This is a genomic window from Acidimicrobiales bacterium (assembly GCA_025455885.1).
Lineage (GTDB): Bacteria > Actinomycetota > Acidimicrobiia > Acidimicrobiales > Acidimicrobilacustridaceae > Rhabdothermincola_A.
The window spans coordinates 239,943-260,121 of the sequence record JALOLR010000001.1 but is presented as its reverse complement, the minus strand read 5'-3'; the positions used below and the strand labels follow the sequence as shown (position 1 = coordinate 260,121).

16 protein-coding genes and 1 tRNA gene are annotated in these 20,179 nt (G+C 74.0%); 11 read left to right on the top strand and 6 right to left on the bottom strand.

Going from position 1 to position 20,179, the window contains the following annotated elements; genetic code table 11:
- The first annotated feature begins 69 nt into the window (after positions 1-69).
- A complete protein-coding gene (locus MUE36_01250) occupies positions 70-726 on the top strand; it encodes a methyltransferase domain-containing protein (protein MCU0309554.1) in 657 nt (218 codons plus the stop codon).
- A gap of 17 nt (positions 727-743) precedes the next feature.
- Here MUE36_01250 and MUE36_01245 read toward each other — a convergent pair whose 3' ends face one another.
- From MUE36_01245 to MUE36_01230, 4 genes are all read right to left on the bottom strand, one after another.
- Entirely contained in the window at positions 744-1,724 is a 981-nt protein-coding gene (locus MUE36_01245; GenBank protein MCU0309553.1) for a glycosyltransferase family 4 protein, read from the bottom strand.
- Positions 1,725-1,889: 165 nt separating this feature from the next.
- Positions 1,890-2,483 carry an FkbM family methyltransferase gene (locus tag MUE36_01240; protein MCU0309552.1) on the bottom strand — a complete coding sequence of 198 codons (594 nt, stop codon included), beginning with the start codon at positions 2,481-2,483 and terminating at the stop codon, positions 1,890-1,892.
- Positions 2,484-2,690: 207 nt separating this feature from the next.
- Positions 2,691-5,849, bottom strand: coding sequence for a glycosyltransferase (locus MUE36_01235; protein ID MCU0309551.1), 3,159 nt, complete (start codon positions 5,847-5,849; stop codon positions 2,691-2,693).
- Complete coding sequence (locus tag MUE36_01230; protein MCU0309550.1) at positions 5,846-6,937, bottom strand: glycosyltransferase; 1,092 nt, start codon at positions 6,935-6,937, stop codon at positions 5,846-5,848. The genes MUE36_01235 and MUE36_01230 overlap by 4 nt, the downstream gene beginning before the upstream one ends.
- A gap of 123 nt (positions 6,938-7,060) precedes the next feature.
- Between MUE36_01230 and MUE36_01225 the strand changes: the two genes are divergently transcribed.
- The 4 genes from MUE36_01225 (at position 7,061) to MUE36_01210 (ending at position 12,563) form a co-directional block, all read left to right on the top strand.
- Positions 7,061-8,116, top strand: a complete 1,056-nt coding sequence (locus tag MUE36_01225) for a glycosyltransferase (protein MCU0309549.1) — start codon at positions 7,061-7,063, stop codon at positions 8,114-8,116.
- A 64-nt stretch (positions 8,117-8,180) separates the two neighbouring features.
- Complete coding sequence (locus MUE36_01220; protein MCU0309548.1) at positions 8,181-9,557, top strand: O-antigen ligase family protein; 1,377 nt, start codon at positions 8,181-8,183, stop codon at positions 9,555-9,557.
- Positions 9,554-11,398: a hypothetical protein gene (locus tag MUE36_01215; protein MCU0309547.1), complete on the top strand. Its 1,845-nt coding sequence runs from the start codon at positions 9,554-9,556 to the stop codon at positions 11,396-11,398. The genes MUE36_01220 and MUE36_01215 overlap by 4 nt, the downstream gene beginning before the upstream one ends.
- Positions 11,399-11,402: 4 nt before the next feature.
- Complete coding sequence (locus MUE36_01210) at positions 11,403-12,563, top strand: nucleotidyltransferase family protein (protein ID MCU0309546.1); 1,161 nt, start codon at positions 11,403-11,405, stop codon at positions 12,561-12,563.
- A 113-nt stretch (positions 12,564-12,676) separates the two neighbouring features.
- On the opposite strand, the gene MUE36_01205 is transcribed toward MUE36_01210, so the two are convergent.
- Together MUE36_01205 and MUE36_01200 are read right to left on the bottom strand one after the other, a co-directional pair.
- Positions 12,677-13,411: a hypothetical protein gene (locus MUE36_01205; GenBank protein ID MCU0309545.1), complete on the bottom strand. Its 735-nt coding sequence runs from the start codon at positions 13,409-13,411 to the stop codon at positions 12,677-12,679.
- A gap of 86 nt (positions 13,412-13,497) precedes the next feature.
- Positions 13,498-15,159 carry an HNH endonuclease gene (locus MUE36_01200; GenBank protein ID MCU0309544.1) on the bottom strand — a complete coding sequence of 554 codons (1,662 nt, stop codon included), beginning with the start codon at positions 15,157-15,159 and terminating at the stop codon, positions 13,498-13,500.
- A gap of 119 nt (positions 15,160-15,278) precedes the next feature.
- Between MUE36_01200 and MUE36_01195 the strand changes: the two genes are divergently transcribed.
- The 6 genes from MUE36_01195 to MUE36_01170 all read left to right on the top strand — a co-directional run bounded on the left by MUE36_01195 (position 15,279) and on the right by MUE36_01170 (position 20,179).
- Positions 15,279-16,397, top strand: coding sequence for a glycosyltransferase (locus MUE36_01195; protein ID MCU0309543.1), 1,119 nt, complete (start codon positions 15,279-15,281; stop codon positions 16,395-16,397).
- Between the two features lie 44 nt (positions 16,398-16,441).
- Positions 16,442-16,516 (top strand) — tRNA-Gly (locus MUE36_01190).
- A gap of 122 nt (positions 16,517-16,638) precedes the next feature.
- Positions 16,639-17,226, top strand: coding sequence for a hypothetical protein (locus tag MUE36_01185; GenBank protein ID MCU0309542.1), 588 nt, complete (start codon positions 16,639-16,641; stop codon positions 17,224-17,226).
- Positions 17,227-17,412: 186 nt separating this feature from the next.
- Complete coding sequence (locus MUE36_01180) at positions 17,413-18,042, top strand: SGNH/GDSL hydrolase family protein (GenBank protein ID MCU0309541.1); 630 nt, start codon at positions 17,413-17,415, stop codon at positions 18,040-18,042.
- A gap of 113 nt (positions 18,043-18,155) precedes the next feature.
- Positions 18,156-19,130 (top strand): LLM class flavin-dependent oxidoreductase, encoded by a 975-nt coding sequence (locus MUE36_01175; GenBank protein MCU0309540.1) that lies wholly within the window; start codon positions 18,156-18,158, stop codon positions 19,128-19,130.
- 83 nt (positions 19,131-19,213) lie between these two features.
- Positions 19,214-20,179 carry a TauD/TfdA family dioxygenase gene (locus MUE36_01170; GenBank protein MCU0309539.1) on the top strand — a complete coding sequence of 322 codons (966 nt, stop codon included), beginning with the start codon at positions 19,214-19,216 and terminating at the stop codon, positions 20,177-20,179.

Sequence of the window (20,179 nt, the reverse complement as noted above, 5' to 3'; positions counted from 1 at the left end):
CGAGTCGCTCGGAAGATCGCCGATGCCACTGTCCCACGGCGCCGTCGGAACGCCGCACGATGGCGGCGATTGGAGCAAACCATCCCAGGCGGCTCGGTCAGGAGCGGCCCTTTCGCCGGCGCGCACTTCGACCGGGTCACCACGGGCTGCGACTTCCCCAAGCGGCTCGGCTCGTACGAGCTCGAGTTGCACCAGGTGATCCAGAGCTGGACTGGTTATCGGAGGGTCATCGATGTCGGCTGCGGGGAGGGCTGGTACATCGTCGGCGTCGCCCGTCTCCTCCCCGAAGCGGAGGTCCTGGGTTTCGACATCTCCCTGGCGGCGCAGGATGCCTCACGGGAGAACACCCGGCGCAACGGTGTCAACGCGGAGATCGGTGGAGAGATCACGCCGGCGGGCCTTCAGGAGCGGATCGTGGCCGACACGCTCCTCATCGTCGACATCGAAGGGGCAGAAGCCGACCTCCTCGACCCCGTCGCCGTGCCCGCGCTCGGGCTCGCCGACCTCCTGGTGGAGACGCACGACTTCGCCCGCCCAGGAGTCACCGAGCTGCTGGTGGATCGATTCTCGGATCGCTCGATCGACATCATCCCGCAGCAGCCCCGGGTTCCCTCCGACTTCCCGGAGCTGTCGACCCTGAGCCCGGCCGACCAGGTCCGAGCACTCTCCGAGAGCCGTCCGGATGCGAACCAGTGGTTGTGGATGCCCGCCGCCTCGCCGAGCTGATCGGGCCAATCGAGTCATCAGCGAGCGGCACGTCCGTAGACCTCGAGGAGCTCGGGACCCAGCGCCGATTCACTGGTGGCGGCCGCCAACCGATCGCAGGCGGCTCGCGAGGAGCGGGAACCCGCCGACCATCGTGACAACGCCGCGGCCAAGGCGGCCGATCCGCTCGCGACCTCACCGGCGTGGTGGCGCTCGACGAGCGGGGCTGCCCCGACCGCCGGGCTTGTGACGACGGGAACCCCGAACGCAGCCGCCTCGCCGACGACCAGGCCGTAGGGCTCGAAACGGCTCGGCACCGCCAACACGTCGATGGCAGCGAAGAACGCCCGCAGGTCCTGGAGCCGACCAAGCACGGTGACCCGACCAAGCAGGTCAACCGGGACATCGCCGGGCCCACCCGGGCCAGCAAAGAGCAGGTGCGCTGTCGGCTCGAGTCGCAGCGCATCGAACAGCTCACGAAAGCCTTTCCGCTCGTCCCACCCACCGAGGTAGCCCCAGACCGGAGCCGTCGAATCCTTCACGAAACCTGCCCGGGCTGCGTCCCTCTCTTCGTGGGACAGTTCGATCGGCTCGGGATTCGGGTTGGGGAGCACCCACGTCTCTCGGGGCTCGGGGTACCGCGACCGGAACTCTCCGCGCAGCAACTCGCTGCAGAAGAGGAGGCCGGGGCGCTCGCCAAGGTGGCGCAGGTACCCGCCTTCCAGAGCAGCGACCGCACGCAGCTGAGCGCCCGCAGCTGCGGACCGCAGTCCCGGACCCAACGGGAAGCTGCCCGCATCCTGCGCAGGCTTCGAGAGGTACTGGACGTGGTACACGTCCGCCAGCGCGGCGACCTGCGCCTGGAAGACGTGCACGACATCATGAGAACGACCGGCCATGGCCCGTTTCACGGTCGCCCGAGCCGCTGCCCACTGCACGAGATGGATGCGCGGTGGGACGTAGAGCCGCCGCCAGTCCACGCGGTCGCGCAGCTCGGGGTCGAGGTCACGCGCGACCACCGTCACCTCCCAGCCGTCCGCCAGTGCGGTGCGTACGGCCCATCGGGCGATCTTCCCGATACTCGACTCCCCGTCGACGTTGTTGTGAACGACGCAGAGTCGACTGCTCATAGCAAAGCCGATGCCGTCGTGCAGAACTGCTGCAGATCGCCCCACTGAACCCCGCTAGCGGACAAAGATCCCATCCATCTGGACCACCTCGTGCGACACCGGGTCGGTGTAGCCACGCGTCAGGCAGGTCGGCGTGAAACCGAGGGCGCGCAGATGGCCGACGATCTCCTCGATCAGCACCTGTCCCTCGTAAAGGGGCTGAACCGTCAGCTCGCACTCCACTGCGGCGACGCCAGCAAGCGTTGCGGTAGCCCCGGCGAGAACGTTCAGCTCATAGCCCTGCACGTCGAGCTTCAGATACACCGTGGAGTCGGCCTCCACGGGAAGGATGACGTCGTCCAGGCGACGGACTTCCGTTGCACCCCGCCATTCTCCGGCCAGGAAGCCATGCCCGAGCGCATCGTTCCTCGGTGCGAGAAGCGACGAGCTCACGGAATCAGACGTTCTATAGATCGGGAGTTCCGATGCCTCGGCTCCAAGCGCGTATGGCTCGACCGACCAGAGGGGGTCATCCAGCGACCTGGACTCGAGGACCCCCGCCGCCTCGGGTTGGGGCTCGAACGAGACGATCCGACCCGAGTAGCCATCTCGACGAAGCGATTGGGCGTACTGGCCGACGTTGGCGCCGACGTCGAGCACGAGCTCCACGCCCTTCGCTCGAAGAACCCTCAGACGATGCTGATCGAGACCGTGATACGCAGGCTCGACCCGCACTCGAGCCAGGCGGGCGACGCGCTCGATGGTCGGCCGAACCACCTGTTTCACCCGCTGTCCCACTCTGCGCCCCGAGTCACTCGGCCGGCATGGCTCTAGCGACAAGACCGTAACCCCGATCCGTCCAGCGAATGAGCTGCTCTAGATGCCAGGTTGCTGCGATTCATTGCTGAGCACCCCGCCATAGACGGCACGGACCTGGTCCGCGACGGCATCCGGAGAGAAGTCGGCCGCCCGCACCAGGCCGGCGGCTCCCAGGCGCACCCGCAACCCGGGGTCGTCGGCCAACCGGCGCAGCACCGCCGCCAGCGCCCCAACGTCGCCCGGCGGGCACAACAGCCCGTCCACCCCGTGGGTCACCACCTCGGCCGGCCCGCCGGCGTCCGCGGCCACGACCGCCAAACCGGCCGCCATCCCCTCCACCACCACCTGCCCGAACGGCTCGGGGATCACCGACGCGTGCACCAGGCAGTCCACCCCGCGCAGCACCGCGCCCACGTCGTCGACGAAGCCCAGGAACGTCACCCGCTCCCCCAGGCCGAGCTCCTCGACCAGCCCCCCCAGCTCAGCGGCGAAGGCGTCCTCGCCGAACATCGCCGACCCGGCCAACACCGCCCGTTCGTCGCCGTCGGGGAACGCCCGTGCGAACGCCCGCACGAACACGTCCTGGCCCTTCCAGGGCGCCAGCCGGCCGACCATCGCCACCGTGAACGGGCGGACCGGCGCCGACCCGCCCGGCCCGCCGTCGCCCACCGGTTCCGCGGCGTCGAACACCACCGGGCTCGGCACCACCGCCACCCCCCGATGGAGAGCGAGGGTCTCCCGCGTCGCCGCCGAGTTGGCGATCACCGCGGACGGCACCACCCTCGCCAGGGACTGCACCACCACCCGCGCCGGGGCCGGCAGGTAGTCGGCGGCGATCCGGTCACGCACGTGCCACACCACCGGCACCCCGGCCAGCCGGGCGGCCACCCCGCCGTACAGCGCGGCCTTCAACGAGTTGGTGTGCACCAGGTCCGGGCGCAGCTCCCGAAGGCGGCGCGCCAGCACCCACGTGTCACGCGCCGCGGCGAGCGCCCGGCGGGCCCCCAGCGCCGCGCCCACCTCCGCCCGCCGGGTGGTGGCCACCCCCTCGTCGAGAGCCAACACCTCCACCGTCGCCCCGACATCGCGCAGGCGCGACTCCAAGGGGCCGCGCTCGCCCAGGATCACGTGGGCGTCCACCCCCTCCAGGGCGGGCAGCAACCGGGCCAGCGCCAGCTCACCGCCGGACAGCTGGGCGCAGTGATCCACGTACACCACCCGCAGGCGCCGCTCGCCCCCCGCCACCCGGCGCAGCACCGCGTCGAACGCCGCGCCCCGCTCGGCCCAGGTGGGCACCGGCCGCGGATCGGCGTCCACCCGGCCCTCGCCCAGCACACGCGACACGGCCAGGACGAACTCGTCGCGCTCGGCGACCCGCACCGGCCCGCCGAGCCCCCGGAAGCCGGCCACCGGGGTGGCCACCGTCGGGCGCCCCACGGCCAGGCACTCGTAGGCCTTGATCGGGTCGAGGCTCTCGGTGAACGGCGACACCACGTGGGGCACCACCACCACGTCGGCGTGCTGGAGGTACCCGGGCACGTCGGCGTACGAACGCGACCCGAGCAGCGCCACCCCGGCCGACACCAGACGCGCCCGGGCGGCCTCGCCCAGGGCGTCGGGGCCCACCAGCGCCACCGCCAGCCCGGGCACCGCCCCGGCCAGCGACACCACCAGGTCGACGTCGAGGCGGTCCTCGTGCAGCGTGCCCACGTACACCGCCACCGGCCCGGCGGGCAGGTCGCGAGGGCGCGGCACCGGGGCGGTGAGGTGCTCGGCGTCGACGGCGTTGGGGATCAGCTCCAACCCCGGGGCCCCGGCGTGCGACGCCGCCAACCCCTCCGAGCACACCACCACCGCCCCCACCTCGCCGGCCAGCACCGCCTCGTCGGCCCGCACCCGGGCCGTGGCCCGCTCGCCGTCACCGGCCTCGGTCCAGTCGTCGGTCACGTCGTAGACCGCCGGCCACCCCGTCGCCGAGGCCAGACCGGCGTACGCGGGGTCGTTCACCCACAGCGTGGGGGCCACGAACCCGAGCGACCGCGCCGCGGCGCGCACCTGGCGGCGCAGCGACCGGGTGGCGAACGGGCCCGCCGCCCGAGGCCACACCTTCACGGGCTCGACGCGCACCACCCGGCCCTCACCGTCCACCGGGCGCAACCCCCGGTGATGGCGCCGGCCGCTCCCCCGGCGCAGCTCGTGCACCCGGTCGAACGGCGGCTCGACGAACAGCACCCGGCGATCGGGGTCGAGGGCCAGCAGCTCGCGCACCAGGAACTGGTTGCGCCGCCACACCTCGTCCCACGGCTCCAACGAGCACACCACCAGCCCCACCCCCGGCGCGGCGGTCGCCGGGCTGTCGAGCCCGACGGTGCCCGGATGGCGGCCCAACACCCCCAACAGGCGGGCCACCCGGGCCCGGTGCAGGGCGCGCCGCACCCCGGAGCGCGCCATCACCGCCCGGAGGGCGGCGCCCTTCAGGTTGCCCAACCGGTAGACGACCAACGAACGCCGTCCGGCGTGCTTGGCGACGAAGTGCTCGCCGCCCCGCTCGAAGTGCTCGAAGACCAGCGCCTCGACCCCCCGCTCGCTGGCCCGCCCGACGTGGCGGGCCGACATCTCCTCCGCCACCTCCACCCGCCACCCGGCGTCGAGCACCCGCCGGCACAGGTCGGCCTCCTCGCTGTACAGCCAGAACCGCGTGTCGAAACCGCCCACGGCCTCGAACACCGAACGGCGCACCATCAGACAGGCGCCGATCACGAACCCGCCCGCCCCCTCACGGCGACCCGCGCCGCCCAGACGGCGCAGGCCCAGCGCCTCGGCCCACGCCCCCACCGCCGACGGGAACGGCCAGCGCACCCGCTGCTCGGAGCCGTCGGGGCGCACCAGCCGGGGCGACAGGACCCCCAACGACGGATCCGCCGCGAACCGGGCGGCCAACGCGTCGACCGTCGCCGGCTCGACCACCGCGTCGGGGTTGAGGAACAGGATCACCTCACCGTCACCGAGGGCCGCCCCCCGGTTCGCGCCGGCCGCGAAGCCGGCGTTCACGGCCCCGGCCACCACGTGGGCGCCACAGCCGCGGGCCACCGCCGCCGAGTCGTCGTCCGAGGCGTTGTCGACCACCACCACCCGGGCATCGGACGGCAGGCCCCCCAGCGCGGCCGGCAGCAGCTCCGCCGAGTTGAACGTCACGACCACCACGTCGACGCTCACCGCGCCATCCCCGCGTACAGCTCGGCCTGGCGCCCGGCGACGGCCGCCCACGAGTAGTGCCGGGCCCGCTCGCGGCCCGCCGCGGCGAGGGCCGCCCGCAGGCCCGGGTCGTCACGCAGCTCGGCGAGGGCCCCGGCCAGCACCTCCACGTCGCCCGGGGCCACCAGCACCCCGGCATCGCCCAGCACCTCGGGCAGCGACCCGACGTCGGAGGCCACCACCGCCACCCCGGCGGCCATGGCCTCCACCGCCACCCGCCCGAACTGCTCCACCCACCCCGGGGTGGCCAGCGACGGCACCACCACCACGTCGAACCCGCCGTACACCCCGGGGAGGGCGTCGTGGTCGGCGTAGCCGACGACGCGCACCCGGTCGCCCAGGCCGAGCCGCGCCACCCGGGCCTCGACCGCCGCCCGATCGGGGCCGTCGCCCACCACCACCAGCTCCACCCCCTCGACGGCCGCCACCGCGTCGACCAGGACGCCCACCCCCTTGCGCTCGGTGAGCCGGCCCACGTAGCCGACCACCATCGGCGCGCCGTCACGAGGCGGGGCGGTGGGCGCGAACCGCTCGACGTCGACGCCGAGGCCCAGGTTCACCACCTCCCCGCTGAACCCCTTGCGCCGCAGGATGCGGCCCGCCTCGTCGTTGCACGTGTGCACCGCCACCGCCCGCCGCAACGCCCGGCGCTCGAACCACCGGAACGGCCACGGGTAGCGCTTCTCGGTGTTCTCCGCGCAGTACAGGCACACCGGCGTGCGGCCGTGGCCGGCCAGACGGGCCAGCACCAGCACCTCGGCCACCGCCAGGCTGGCCGGCTCCTCGTGGACGTCGATCACCTCGGCGCCCGACGAGCGCAACGCCCGCCACAGCGGACGGGGGTCGTACACGAACGTGAACGGGTGCGTCCCCCACGTGCGGGCGCCCACCACGTGCGCATCGGCGTCGCCGAGCTCGACGACCTCCCCGCCCTCGTCCCAGCGCCGCGCCGACACCAGCGTCACGTCCATCCCCCGGGCGGCGAGCTCGGCGTCGCGCCGCCGCCACGCCGCCACGACCCCGGAGTGGTAGATGCGCAGAACCTTCACGGGCCGCCTCGGGGAGGGCCGCGACCGGCGGCCGCGGGGAGCACCACGGACCCACCGGATCGGCACGGCCCGAGCGGCGAACACTACCGGCGGCCCGTCGTGCCACTGCTACGTTCCGGCCCGGTGAGCGCCCCCCCGTCCCCGGCCACACCGGGCGGGACGCCGCGCCACGTCGTCCACCTCGTACGCACCGACGCCTTCGCCGGCGTGGAGCGCTACGTCACCTACCTGGCGCCCGAGCTGGTGCGCCTCGGCCACGACGTGACCGTGATCGGCGGCGACCCGGCCCGCATGCGGGCCGCCCTGGCCGGCACCGGCGTGGCCCACCAGCCCTCCGGGTCGTTCGCCCACGACGTCCGGGCCCTCCTCGACGCCCGCCCCGACGTGGTCCACGCCCACATGACCGACGCCGAGGTGGCGGCGGTGGCCGCCACCGCCCGCCGACGGGTGCCGGTGGTGGCCACCCTCCACTTCGCCCGACCCCGGGGACGCGACGCCCTCCGCAGGACGCTGTGGGCCCCGCTGCCCCGACGGCTCGACGCCCAGATCGCCATCAGCCGGTTCGTGGCCGGACACGCCGGCCAGCCCGGGGCGGAGGTGCTGATCAGCGGCGTGCCGTGGACGGAGCCGGACGCGCCCCGCGAACAGGTGGTACTCGTCGCCCAGCGCCTGGAGGCCGAGAAGGACACCGCCACCGCCCTGCGGGCCTGGGCGGCGAGCGGCCTGGCCGCCGACGGCTGGCGGATGGTGGTGGCCGGCGACGGCGCGCAGCGCACCGACCTCGAAGCCCAGGCCGCCGCCCTCGGCCCCACCGGGTCGGTCACGTTCGTCGGCGCCGTCGACGACGTCCCCGCCCGGCTGGCCCGCGCCGGCATCTTCCTGGCCACCGCCACCGCCGAACCGCTCGGCCTGGCCGTCATCGAGGCCATGGCCGCCGCCACCCCCGTGGTGGCCACCGCCGCAGGCGGGCACCTCGAGACGGCGGGCGCGGCGGGCCTCGGGCACCTCTTCGCCCCCGGCGACGCCGACGCGGCCGGCGCCGAGCTGCGCCGCCTGGCCCACGACCCCGAGGCGCGGGCGGCCCACGGCGCCGCCCTGCACGCCCACTGGGCCGAGCACCTGACGCCGGCCCGTCACGCCGCCGCGGTGGCCGCCGTGTACCGGCGGGTCGGCGCCTGAGCCCTGTCCCAGCCCTGCCCGAGCGCCCCGGGATGTCGCACCCCCGCTGCTACCGTCTCCCCGGGTGAGCAGCGTGATCGCCCCCCCGGCACGCTCGTCGGGTTCGAGCGGCAACCGGGTCGGTCTGGCCCTCCTGGTGATCGGGGTCGCCGTCGCCCAGTTCGCCGTCGCCCTCGTCGCCGCCCGCGACCCCGGCAACGCCCTCCAGGTCGTCGGGGCCCTCGTCCTCCTGGCCTGCGCGGTGGCCTTCCCCCGCCTCGTCCTCGTCCTCGCCCTACCCGCCACACTGATCGCCATCCGGGTGGGGCCCGCCCGGTTCGACCTCAGCGTCTCCGACGCCGTCACCGTCCTCGGCGTCGTCGCCGCCCTGCGCTTCGTGCCGTGGCGCGACCGTCGCCTCCGCCTCGTGCTCGGCGCGCTGGCCGCCTACCTCGGCTTCCTGGCCGTCACCCTGGTGCCGAACAACGAGCTGCGCTCCGTGCTCGAGTGGGGCCACCGGGGCCTGTTGTTCGGCGGCTCGATCCTCATCGGCGTGGCCATCGTGCACAGCGGCGTGGTGCGCCCCGCCCTGCGGCTGTTCGTCCTCGGGTGCAGCGTGGTGGCCGTGCTGGCCACCCTCAGCACTCTCCGCCAGGGCTTCGCCCCCGCCGACCTCGCCTTCATCAACAAGAACCACGCCGGGCTGGTGCTGGCCGCCGCCTTCCTCGTCCTCTGGGCGGCCGCCCCGAGCCTGGCCTGGCGCCGCGAGGTGGTCGTCGGCCTGCGCGTCGTGATGATCGTGGGTCTCGCCGCCACCCAGTCGAGGGCCGCGGCCATCGGCCTGGTCGTCGCCCTCGCCGTGCGCCCCCTGCTCCAGGGCAACCGGGGCCGTCGCCGCCAGGTGTCCATCGCCCTGCTGGTGGCCTGCGCGGCGCTCATCACCGTCACCGCCGTCTCCATCAACGAGCGCGACCTCTCCCGCCCCAGCAACGAGCTCAAGTTCAACGCCATCAACACCCGCACCGACGTGCTGCGCAGCACGTGGAGCGAGGTCATCGTCGAGAACCGCCTCGTGGGTGCCGGCCTGCGGTTCTGGACCGACCCCGCCGAGCCCCGACCCACCCCTCACAACTGGGTGATCGGCGAGCTCGGCGAGGCCGGCGTCATCGGCCTCGCCGGCGTCCTCGTGCTACTCGGCGCCACCGCCCTCGCCCTGCGCCGCTCCCCCGCCCTGCTCGCCGAGCTGGCCATGCTGGCCTTCGTGCTGCGCGTCACCCAGGGCTTCGCCGACATCTTCTGGGTGGCCGGCCCCCTCACCGCGGCGCTCATCCTCACCGGGCTGGGCCTCACCGCCGACCCCGGCACCGAGGACGACGACGACGAGCGCGCGCTGATCGCCCCGGGCACGACCGGTAGCATCGGCCTCTCCCCCGTCGCCCGGCCAGGACCACCACCCCCTTGACGCTCACCGATCCCCCCACCGGCCCTCCCCGACCCGGACCGGTCGCGTACGGCGACGACCAGAACCTCCTGCGCTCCTACGTGGGCGTGCTGCAACGCCGCTGGAAGTGGGTGGTGCTCGGCCTCGTCGTCGGCCTGCTCGGCGGGCTGGTGTCGGCCATGCTGGTGAAGGAGGTGCGCGACCCCACCAGCTACTTCAGGGCCACCAACACCCTCATCGTCAACGGCGGCGACGGCAGCCTCAACGTCCCCAACCTGCAACAGACCGCCTTCCTGGTGCGCTCCGCCGACGTCGTCGAGTCGGTCACCGGCCAGCTCGGCATCAGCGCCGACACCTTCAACGACCTCGTCACCGCCACCGCCCGCAGCGACGTGCTGGCCATCGACGTCACCGCCATCTCCACCGACCCCGCCCAGGCCGTCACCCTGGCCGACACCACCGCCGCCGACCTCAACGCCTTCGTCGCCGACGACGCCCAACGCCAGTTCGCCGCCCAACGCGACGAGGTGCTCGCCGAGCTCGACGCCCTCAAGGCCCAGCGCGAAGAGCTCGAACAGCAGATCCGCGACAACCCCGACGACGCCGACCTCCTGCGCGCCGAGCAGGACTCGATCATCAACCAGTACCGCCTCACCAACGAACAGCTCACGCTGCTCGCCACCCAGGGCGGGCCGTCGGGCGGGCTGTCCACCCTCCAGTCGGCCACCCCGGTGCAGATCAACGCCACGGCCTACAACACCCGCCTCGACGCCAACCGCAACGCCCGCGGGTCCATCAACCCCGGGGTGGTCGCCGCGCCGACCGACAACCTCTCCGAGACGAACCTGGCCACCGCCACCCCGGTGTCACGCACCACCCGGATGGGCATCGGCGCCGCCGCCGGGCTGGTGATGGGCATCGTCACCGCCTTCATCGTCGAGGCGTGGGACGACCGCCTGCGCCGCCGCGACCGGGTGGAGGCCGTCACCGGGTTCCCCGTCATCGCCGAGGTGCCCGTGCTGGCCAAGAGCCAGCGCCAGTCCACCGACGTGGCCTCCGTCGACGCCCCCCGCTCCCGGGTCGCCGAGCGCTACCGGGAGGTGCGCACCGCGGTCATGTTCGTGCTGCGCGAGCACCTGCCGAGCATCGTCGGCACCTCGGGCGACTTCACCCAGGCACCGAGCCACGCCCCGGTGGTGATGATCACTTCGCCCAACCCCGGGGAGGGCAAGACCACCACCGTCGCCAACCTGGCCGGCGTGTTCGGCTCGAGCGGCATGCGCACCCTCGTCATCGACTGCGACTACCGCAAGCCCGCCATCGCCAAGTACCTGGCCCCCGTGCCCGACCTCGACCACCCCGACCAGCCGGCCGTCACCCGCCTCGACGGCGTGTGGTTCATCCCCGCGCCGCGGGGCCAGAACACCCCGGCCGACATGGTGATGCAGCTCCGGCGCACCATCGAGACGTGGCGACCGAGGTTCGACATGGTCCTGCTCGACACGCCCCCCATGCTCACCACCAACGACACCACCGACCTGCTGGCCGCCGCCGACACCGTGGTGCTGGTGCTGCGCTCCGGCCAGACCCGCACCGGGCTGGCCGAACGGGCCGCCAACGTGTTGCTGCGCTACCGGGCCGACGTGCTCGGCGTGGTGTTCAACGCCAGCAACAACAACGACGCCGACCCCTACTACGACTACTACTACAACGAGGAGTCGTCCCGGCGGGGGGCCGCCAAGAACGGCAAGGGCACCGTCGCACCGGCCACTCCGGCCACTCCGGCGAAGGACGCCGCCCCCGAGCCGGCCCCGTCGGCCGTGGCCGAGGACCGGCCGGTCGACCCCAGCACCGCCCGCTGAGCCCGTGGCCACGGCCCCGGCGTGGGGGTTCGACCTCGCCGACACCACCCGGGCGGTCCTGGCCCACGGCCTGACCGACGACCCGGCCCGGCCGCTCAGCACCCGGCCGCTCACCGACGGCGCCTGGACGGCGCTGCGGGCCGAGGTCGGCCACCACCGCCTCGACGGACTGCTGGTGGCGGCGGTCGCCGACGACGCCCTGCCCGCCACCGCCGCGCAGCGCGCCGAGGTCGCCGAGCTCGAGGTGGAGCTGACCCGCAACCGCATGTGGCACGAGCAGCGCAGCGCCGACATCGTCGACCACCTCGCCCACGGCGGGGTGGCCGTGCGCCTGTTGAAGGGCCCGGCCCTCGGCGCCCTCGACTACCCCGACCCCCAGATGCGCCCCACCCGCGACCTCGACCTGTTGGTGCACGGCGCCGACATCGACGCCACCGACCGGCTCCTCGCCGCGATGGGCGGCGTGCGCCTCGACCCCGACCCGGCGCCCGGCTACGCGGCCACCGTCGGGCGGGGGATCACCGTCGCCCTCCCCGGCGGCCTCGAGGTCGACGTCCACCGGACCCTGGTGTGGGGCCCCCTCGGCGTGCGGGTGCCCCCCGACGAGCTGTGGGAGCGCCCCCGTCCCTTCACCTACGGCCGGGCCGACCACACCACGCTGTCGGCGGAGGCCACCCTCCTGCACGCCTGCGCCCACCTCCTCGTGCTCGGCTGGCGACGAGCGCTCACCCTGCGCGACGTCGCCCAGGTGCTGGTGTCACCCGACCTCGACCCCGACCGCCTCGTGGTGCTGTCCCGGCGGTGGGGCTCCGAAGCGCTGCTCGCCGTCGGGGTGCTCATGGCGGCCCGGGAGCTGCGCCTCGACCCGGCGTCGGTGGGCCCGGGCGGGGCCGCGGCCACGGTGCTCGGCTGGGCTCACGGGTTCGTCCCCCGGTGGCGTGACCGGCTGTGGCTGCGCGTCGAACGACCCGACGACCCGATCGGCGCCCTCGAGGCGGTGGCCACCTACCTCGAGCTGCGCACCCCCGCCGAACGGGCCGTCCTGCGCCGCGCCACCCTCACCCCCGCGCCCGGCACCTACCCCTCGCCCGCCGCCCGGGCCGCCCGCGTGGCCCGGCGCACCCTCGATCGCCTACCCCGCCCCGGGACGCGAGCCGCGGTCTGACGAGGCGCAGTCCGCCCGGCGCTGCTCCGTCACCCGCCGCCCGGGCGACCCCCCGCACCCTCGCCGCCGACCCCGGGCCCGACCGCGGGCCGCGGCCGGAGCCGTCGACCGCTTCAGACCGACGCCGCGGCCCGGACCTCGACCGGCACCGCCTCGACCAACGCGGCCATGGCGTCGAGCAGGCCTGCCGGCGGATCGGGGTCGACGGGCGTGGCGGCCATCACCGCGGCCAGCGCCTCGACCGGGCCGACCGCGCCCGGTGCGGCCCCGTCGGCGAGCACAGGATCGTCGTCGAGCACGCCGAGGCCCACGAGGTCGACGGCGGCCGCCACCGGCCGGCCCCCCGGGGGTGCCACCGCCACCAGACGCCGATGGGCGACGTCGAGCTCGACCGCCGAACAGCCACCCGGGTCGCCGCCGACCACCACCACCGCCCCGGCGCCGTCACGCACCACCCGCCCGGCCAGCGTGACCGACACGAACAGAACCCCGGCGGCGGCGTCCGCGGGCGGGGCGGCGGCGTCGCCGCGATCCTCGGCCAGGCCAAGAGCCCGCAGGCGGCGCACCACGTCGACGGTGTCGCGCTCCAGCGCCCCCCGGGCCGGGTCGGCGGGCCCCACGGCGGCCACCACCACCTCACCGACCGAGCGACCGTCGAGGGCCGCCCACAGCGCCGCCCCGGCGGGAGTCAGCTCGTGGAGGACCCGACCGACCGGCTCCCACAGCACCGGGATGCCGGCCACCTCGCTGTAGCGCACGCCCGGGCACGGCACCACGCGTGATCCGAGCGTGACCGGCTCGAGCAGCCTCGGGCCCCGGTCCCCGTCGGCCATCGGGCTCGCGTCCACCGGACCACGGTACCGCCAGTCCCACGTGGGTCCCGAGGAACCGTCAGGGCGGACTCGCCGGGAGGGGTGGTGATGCGGCGGGCCGATCAGCCGGCCTCGGGCCAGACCCACGGGTCGGGCGCCGACGGTGGAGGGCGCCGGCGATGATGACGGACGACCAGGTCGACCACCCGGGCCCGCACCATCCGATCGAGCTCGTCGACGGAGGGCTCCGGCTCCCCGCTCCCGGCATCGTGCTCGTGCTCGCCCTCGACCTCGTGTTCGTGCTCGTGCTCACCGGGCCCGACGACCCGCTCGCCCTCACCGGGGACAGGGGTCGCCGCATCCACGCCGGGCGCGACCGCCGCCGGGCCGGACACCCCGGTCTCGGGGAGCACGGGGAACACGGGGAGCTCGGGGATCAGGCCGCGACGACGGGGGTGGTGCAGCGGCAGGGGCGACGGTCGACGCCGTCGCGGCGGTGGGCTGGCGAGGGTCGTGCCGTCGGGTCGTCGGAACACCAACGTGGCGTCGGGCTCGAGGGTGAGGTCCCACCCCTGGCGGTGGACCACCCCGTGGTGGGCGGCACACAGCCCGGCGAGGTTGGCGAGGTCGGTGGCCCCACCGTGCTCCCAGTGGCGGAGGTGGTGGGCGTGGACCCAGGCGGTGGGCGCGTCGCAGCGCGGGAACCGACAGCCCCGGTCGCGGGCCACCATGGCGTCGCGCAGGTCCGGTGAGGCGAGCCGGACGTCTCGACCCCGGTCGATCACCTGCCCGTCGGCGACGAGCAACCGGTGCACCAGCGTGCCCTCGGTGAAGAGGGTGGCCAGGCTGGCGGCACGCAGCGGATGACCGTCGTGGTCGACCGGGACGCCGGCGGCATGCGCCAGGGCGTCGCGGAAGAGGCCCTCCTCGACCACCGTGACCGACCGGGCGGCGAGGAAGCGCTCGAGGTCGTCGGCGGTGGCGATGCCGAGGCCGCGCAGCGACCCGGCGATCAGGTCGTCGGGATCGATCGTGACCGCCACGTGGGGGTGCTGGCGGGCGGGGCGGGCACCGGGCGCCGCGAAGTGGTCGCAGAAGAAGCGCACCACCGTGGTGAACGCCTCACCGCAGCGCTCGCGGGCGGTGCGGATCTCGCCCGGCTCGTCGGGGCGCTCGGCCACCCGCAGCGCCGTCTCGGTGAGGGCCGCGGTGTCGGGGTCGAGCTCGCCGTCGAGCACGGCCCGCCCGTCGAGGGTGCGCGAGACCGACAGGCCCGAGCGGGCGGCCCCGGCCCCGTGGCCGTCGACGACGGCCTCGGCCCGGACCACCCAGTCGCGCACGGCCCGGGCGGTGTCGGCCACCGACAGGGCCACGAGGTACGGCGAGACCTCGGCGTCGTGGGCGCCGTAGAGGTCGACCAGCGGGGCGGGCACCCGACGGACGACGACCTCGACCTGGGCGGCGGACACCTCCCCGTCGAACCACGAGGCGGCGAGCGCCGGCCACGCCGCCAGGCGAGCGGCCCGGACGGCCAGGCGCTTCGCGTCGGCGTCGGACACGCCCTGGGCCTTCAGCCAGCCGACCGGCGAGCCCCACCCCTCCACCCGGTGCAGGCCCCGGCTCAGGAAGCCCGACAACGCCGCGCACAACCGGGCCTCGAGCCGCTCACGCGCCACCAGCAGCTCGCCGACCGCCACCGCGGTGGGGTCGGGCTCGACCGCCTCGATGGCGTGGTGCAACTCGTGCCACTCGTCGCACCCGCTGCGATCGGCCTCGATTCCCATGGCTGAAGTATATCGAACACCAGTACGCACGTCAACGAGAACCACAGAAATTCATTGAGGAATCCGGCGGCGTCTGGCCATCGCCCCGCCGTGCCGGAGAGCGGCGCCAGACTGATGCCGTGACCGCCGCCCACCGACCGACCCCGGCCGTCGCCATCGCCCACGACTACCTCACCCAGCGCGGGGGCGCCGAACGGGTGGTGCTCTCGCTCACCCGCGCCTTCCCCGACGCCGAAGTCCACACCGCCCTCCACGACCCCGCCGGCACGTTCCCCGAACTGGCCGACGTGACCGTGCGCACCGCGCCGATCGACCGCATCGGCCTCCTGCGCCGGCACCACCGCCTCGCCCTGCCCGTCCTGGCCCCCACGTGGTCGACCACGACGATCGACGCCGAGGTGGTGGTGTGCAACACCAGCGGGTGGGCCCACGGGGTGCGCACCACCGGCGCCAAGGTGGTGATGTGCCACGCCCCGGCCCGATGGCTGTACCAGACCGACGCCTACACGGCGGAGTCGTCGGCGGCCACGAAGGCCATGCTGGCGGTGCTCGGGCCACCGCTGCGGCGCTGGGACCAACGGGCAGCTCGCAGCGCCGACCTGTACCTGGCCAACTCCTCACGCGCCCGCCAGCTCGTGCGCGACGCCTACGGCATCGACGCCGACATCGTGCACCCGCCCCACAGCATCGACGTCGACGGCGAACGCACCCCCGTGCCCGGCCTCGACCCGGGCTTCTTCCTGTGCGTGTCACGCCTGTTGCCCTACAAGCACGTCGACGTGGCGGTGGCGGCGTTCGCCGCCCTTCCCGCCGAGCGCCTGGTGGTCGTCGGCGAAGGGCCCGACGACGCCCGCCTCCGAGCCATGGCCGGACCCAACGTCACCTTCCTCGGACGGGTGAGCGACACCGAGCTGCGCTGGCTCTACGCCGAGGCCGAGGCGCTCGTCGCCCTCGGCGTCGAGGACTTCGGCCTCACCCCGGTGGAGGCGGCGGTGTTCGGCACGCCCTCGATCGTCGTGCCCTTCGGCGGCTACCTCGACACCGTCGCCGACGCCGTCAACGGGGTGCACCTCACCGGACGCACCCCGGACGCGCTCGTCACCGCCGTCGACCGACTGCGGTCCCTCACCCTCGACGAGGCGACCGTCACCGCCTCGGCCGAACCGTTCTCCGAGGCCGTCTTCACCGAACGCATCCGCGGCCACGTCGACGCGCTGGCCTCCGCCACGCGCCCCTGAGCAGCCCGGTCGCCACGACCGGGCTGCTACCGTCGCCGGTCGTCGCGGGTGTAGCTCAATGGCTAGAGCCCCTGCCTTCCAAGCAGGCTATGCGGGTTCGATTCCCGTCACCCGCTCCACCCACGGTCGCGAGCCGTCCGGTCCCACCTGCCCGTCAGCGTCGGGCGCGCCACCATCGGAATGTCGACCGGCATATGCCCCAGGGGGTATGGTGCCGAGGACCCCATCGAAGGAGAGCACCATGATCCGCAAGCTCGCAGTCGCCCTCGCCGCCGCGGCCCTGCTCGGCCTGAGCGCCGCACCCGCCGGTGCGGCGCCGGCCAACCCGCAGATCTCGTTGACCAAGACCGTCACCACCGAAGCCGGTGTCTGCGGCTCCGAGAGCTCGATCGAGGTCGAGGCCGGCACGACCGTCTACTACTGCTACACGGTCACCAACACCGGCAACGTGCCCTTCGGCTTCCACTCCCTCACCGACGATCAGCTCGGCCCGCTCTTCTCGGACCTCGAGTACGACCTCCAGCCCGGCGCCTCGGTGAGCACCGTCGCCGCCGGCCTCACCGTCGAGGCCACCATCACCGAGGACACCGTCAACGTGGGCACCTGGACGGCCTGCAACGCGCCGGAGCAGCAGGTGCCGGTCGAGGACGCGTCCGCACCCCAGCAGGCGAGCCCCGCCTGCGTCGAGGTGCTCACCGCCACGGCCACCGCCACCGCCCAGGTCACCGTCGCCGTCACGCCGCCGGAGCCCGAGCCCGAGCCCGAAGCGGCGGCCGCCACCGCCTCCCCGGCGGTCGCCGCCGTCGGCACCCCCCGCTTCACCGGCTGACGCACTCCCCGCACGACCCGCTCGACGACCGGTGCCCGCCCTCCGGGGCGGGCACCGTCGCGTCGGCAGCCATCGTGACGAAGGCCTCTGGGCACCGCCGCCCCGTGCGTCCACGCTCGAACCGAGAAGGAAGGTTCGCCGACGAGCGGTCGCTCTCGGCACAGCGGCCGCGGAGACGGAGGCACGATGAAGCGCCCGGTCACCGCAGCGGTGGTGCTGGTCGTGCTGACCCTGCTGGCGTCGGCGTGCATGAGCCCGTTCCAGGGCAACCTCTCCGGGCCCAGGGTGGCGATCCTCAGTGACTCGCTGCTCTACGACCCGACCGGTGCGCATCTCGAGTTCTTCCTCGGCGACACCCACCAGACGAGTCGGCTGGCCGTCTGCGGGGCCAAGTCCTACGAGATGGTGCAGGCGGCGCGCGACTGGAACAACGCCGTCGACATCGCGGTCATCAGCCTCGGCACGAACGACGCCTGCGCGATCACCAACGCCGGCCAGACCGTCGCCAACACCTACGACAACGGCTACACGCCGATCCGCGACGCGTTCTCGAACGCCTCCTGCATGGTCTTCCTCACCCTCGACGAGCAGATGCCCGGCATCCGCCCAGGGGTCAACAAGACGCTCAACGACTGGTGGCGGACCCACGCCCTCTACTGGCCCGACCGGTACCGCCTGGCCGACTGGAACCTCACCATCGCCTACTTCGGCGGCTGGACCTCCATGACCGTCGACGGGGTGCACCCCAACGCCTTCGGCTCCGTGGTCATGGCCGAGATCGTGGAGGCCCAGGTCAACCAGTGCCCGGTCGGCTGAGACCCCGTCCGCTGAGCGCGGCGACGCCGGCCACCGGGTCCTGACCACCCGCCACGGCGGGCGTGCCTACGATCCCCGGCGACGATCCGACCGGATCCGACGAGGGGGACACCATGGCGATGTTCGGGCTCCGATTCGACCTGCGCGTGCCGGACTTCGCGCCCGGCACCGTGGCCGAGCGCTACCGGGCCGCGGTGGACATGGCCGAGTGGGCGGAGCGCAACGGGGCGCTGTTCGTCGGCGTGTCCGAACACCACGGCTCCGCCGACGGCTACCTGCCGAGCCCGCTGCCGGTGGCGGCGGCGATGGCGGCGCGCACCAGCACCATCGCCCTCAGCGTCGCGGCCATCATCGCCCCCCTCCACGACCCCCTCCGCCTCGCCGAGGACATCGCCGTCGTCGACCTGCTCAGCGGCGGCCGGCTGAGCGTGATCGTGGCCAACGGCTACGTGCGCAGCGAGTTCGACATGTTCGACGTGCCCATGTCCGAGCGGGCGGCGCGCACCACCGAGACGGTGAAGGTGCTCAAGCAGGCGTGGACCGGCGAGCCCTTCGAGCACCGGGGGCGCACGGTGCAGGTCCTCCCGAGGCCCACCAACCCCGGGGGCCCGGCGGTCATCCTCGGCGGTTCGTCCGACGCCGCGGCCCGGCGCGCCGCCCGCATCGCCGACGGCTACCAGCCCTCCACCCCCGACTCGTGGCCGGCGTACCGCGACGAGGTGATCGCCCTCGGCCGCCCCGACCCGGGACCCCACATGGGCGGCAGCACCGCCACGGTGTTCGTGGCCGCCGACCACGACGAGGGCTGGGCGACCCTCGCCCCCTACGCCATGCACGAGGTGAACGCCTACGGCGCCTGGGCCGAGGCGGCCGGCCTCGACACCGGCTACGAGACCTTCGACGACCCCGACGCCCTGCGCGCCGACGGCCGCTACCGGGTGGCCACCCCCGACGAGCTGGTGGCCGAGCTGACCGAGGCCGGCGACCTGGGCTTCTTCGTGCTGCACCCCCTCCTCGGCGGGCTGCCGCCCGAGACGGCCTGGGAGAGCCTGCACCTGCTCGAGCACGAGGTGCTCCCCCGCCTCTGACCACGGGGTCCCTCGACAGCGGACCCCCGCCGTGGCAGAATTAGCGTCCTGGGACGCAATCGCGTCCGTCCGGAGGGGGACCCATGACCACCACCCACACCGACGTCGTCGCCGAGAAGGACCCCAGCGAACGCCTCGGGGCCATCCGCCGCGAGGTCGTCCCCGGCATCCGCATGGGCCCCGCCACCCACCTCGCCGCCGAACGCGAGCGCCTCGCCGGGCTCACCTGGCAGCACTTCGAGGCCCGCCCCCTCGGCGCCACCCTCGGCGCCGAGCTCCACGGCATCGACCTCACCACCGAGCTGAGCGACGAGGCCATCGCCGAGATCCGCCAGGCCCTCTACGACTACAAGGTCCTGTTCTTCCGCGACCAGCCCCTCACCGCCGAACGCCACGTCGCCTTCGCGGCCCGGTTCGGCGAGCTCGAGATCCACCCCTTCATCCCCGGCAACCCGGGACGTCCCGAGCTGGTCCGCTTCGAGAAGACCGCCGAGGTGGGCGGCTACGAGAACAGCTGGCACCACGACGTCACGTGGCGCGAACGCCCGTCGATGGGCGCCGTCCTCCACGCCGTCGAGGTGCCGCCCTCAGGGGGCGACACCCTCTTCAGCGACATGTACGCCGCCTACGAATCGCTCGACGACGAGACCCGGGCCCTCGTCGACACCCTCCACGCCCGCCACGACTTCATGAAGGCGTTCGGCCACAACGTCCCCGACGACCGCAAGGCCGAGATGCGCGCCACCTACCCGGTGGTCGAGCACCCCGTCACGATCACCCACGAGGGCACCGGCCGAAAGCTCCTCTACGTCAACCGCGTGTTCACCGACGGCATCGTGGGCATGGACCCCGACGAGAGCGCCGCCCTCCTCGAACGCCTCTACCGCGAAGCCGAGACCGTCGAGCACCAGGTGCGGTTCCACTGGGAGGACGACTCGGTGGCGTTCTGGGACAACCGGGCCGTGCAGCACTACGCGGCCAGCGACTACTGGCCGGCCCGCCGGGTCATGGAGCGGGCCAGCATCCAGGGCGGACGCCCCCAGGCCTGA

Coding starts and splice junctions, on each gene's coding strand:
- MUE36_01200 (MCU0309544.1), bottom strand. CDS start 15,159: ATGGGAATCGAGGCCGATCGCAGCGGGTGCGACGAGTGGCACGAGTTG.
- MUE36_01185 (MCU0309542.1), top strand. CDS start 16,639: ATGATCCGCAAGCTCGCAGTCGCCCTCGCCGCCGCGGCCCTGCTCGGC.
- MUE36_01180 (MCU0309541.1), top strand. CDS start 17,413: ATGAAGCGCCCGGTCACCGCAGCGGTGGTGCTGGTCGTGCTGACCCTG.
- MUE36_01175 (MCU0309540.1), top strand. CDS start 18,156: ATGGCGATGTTCGGGCTCCGATTCGACCTGCGCGTGCCGGACTTCGCG.
- MUE36_01170 (MCU0309539.1), top strand. CDS start 19,214: ATGACCACCACCCACACCGACGTCGTCGCCGAGAAGGACCCCAGCGAA.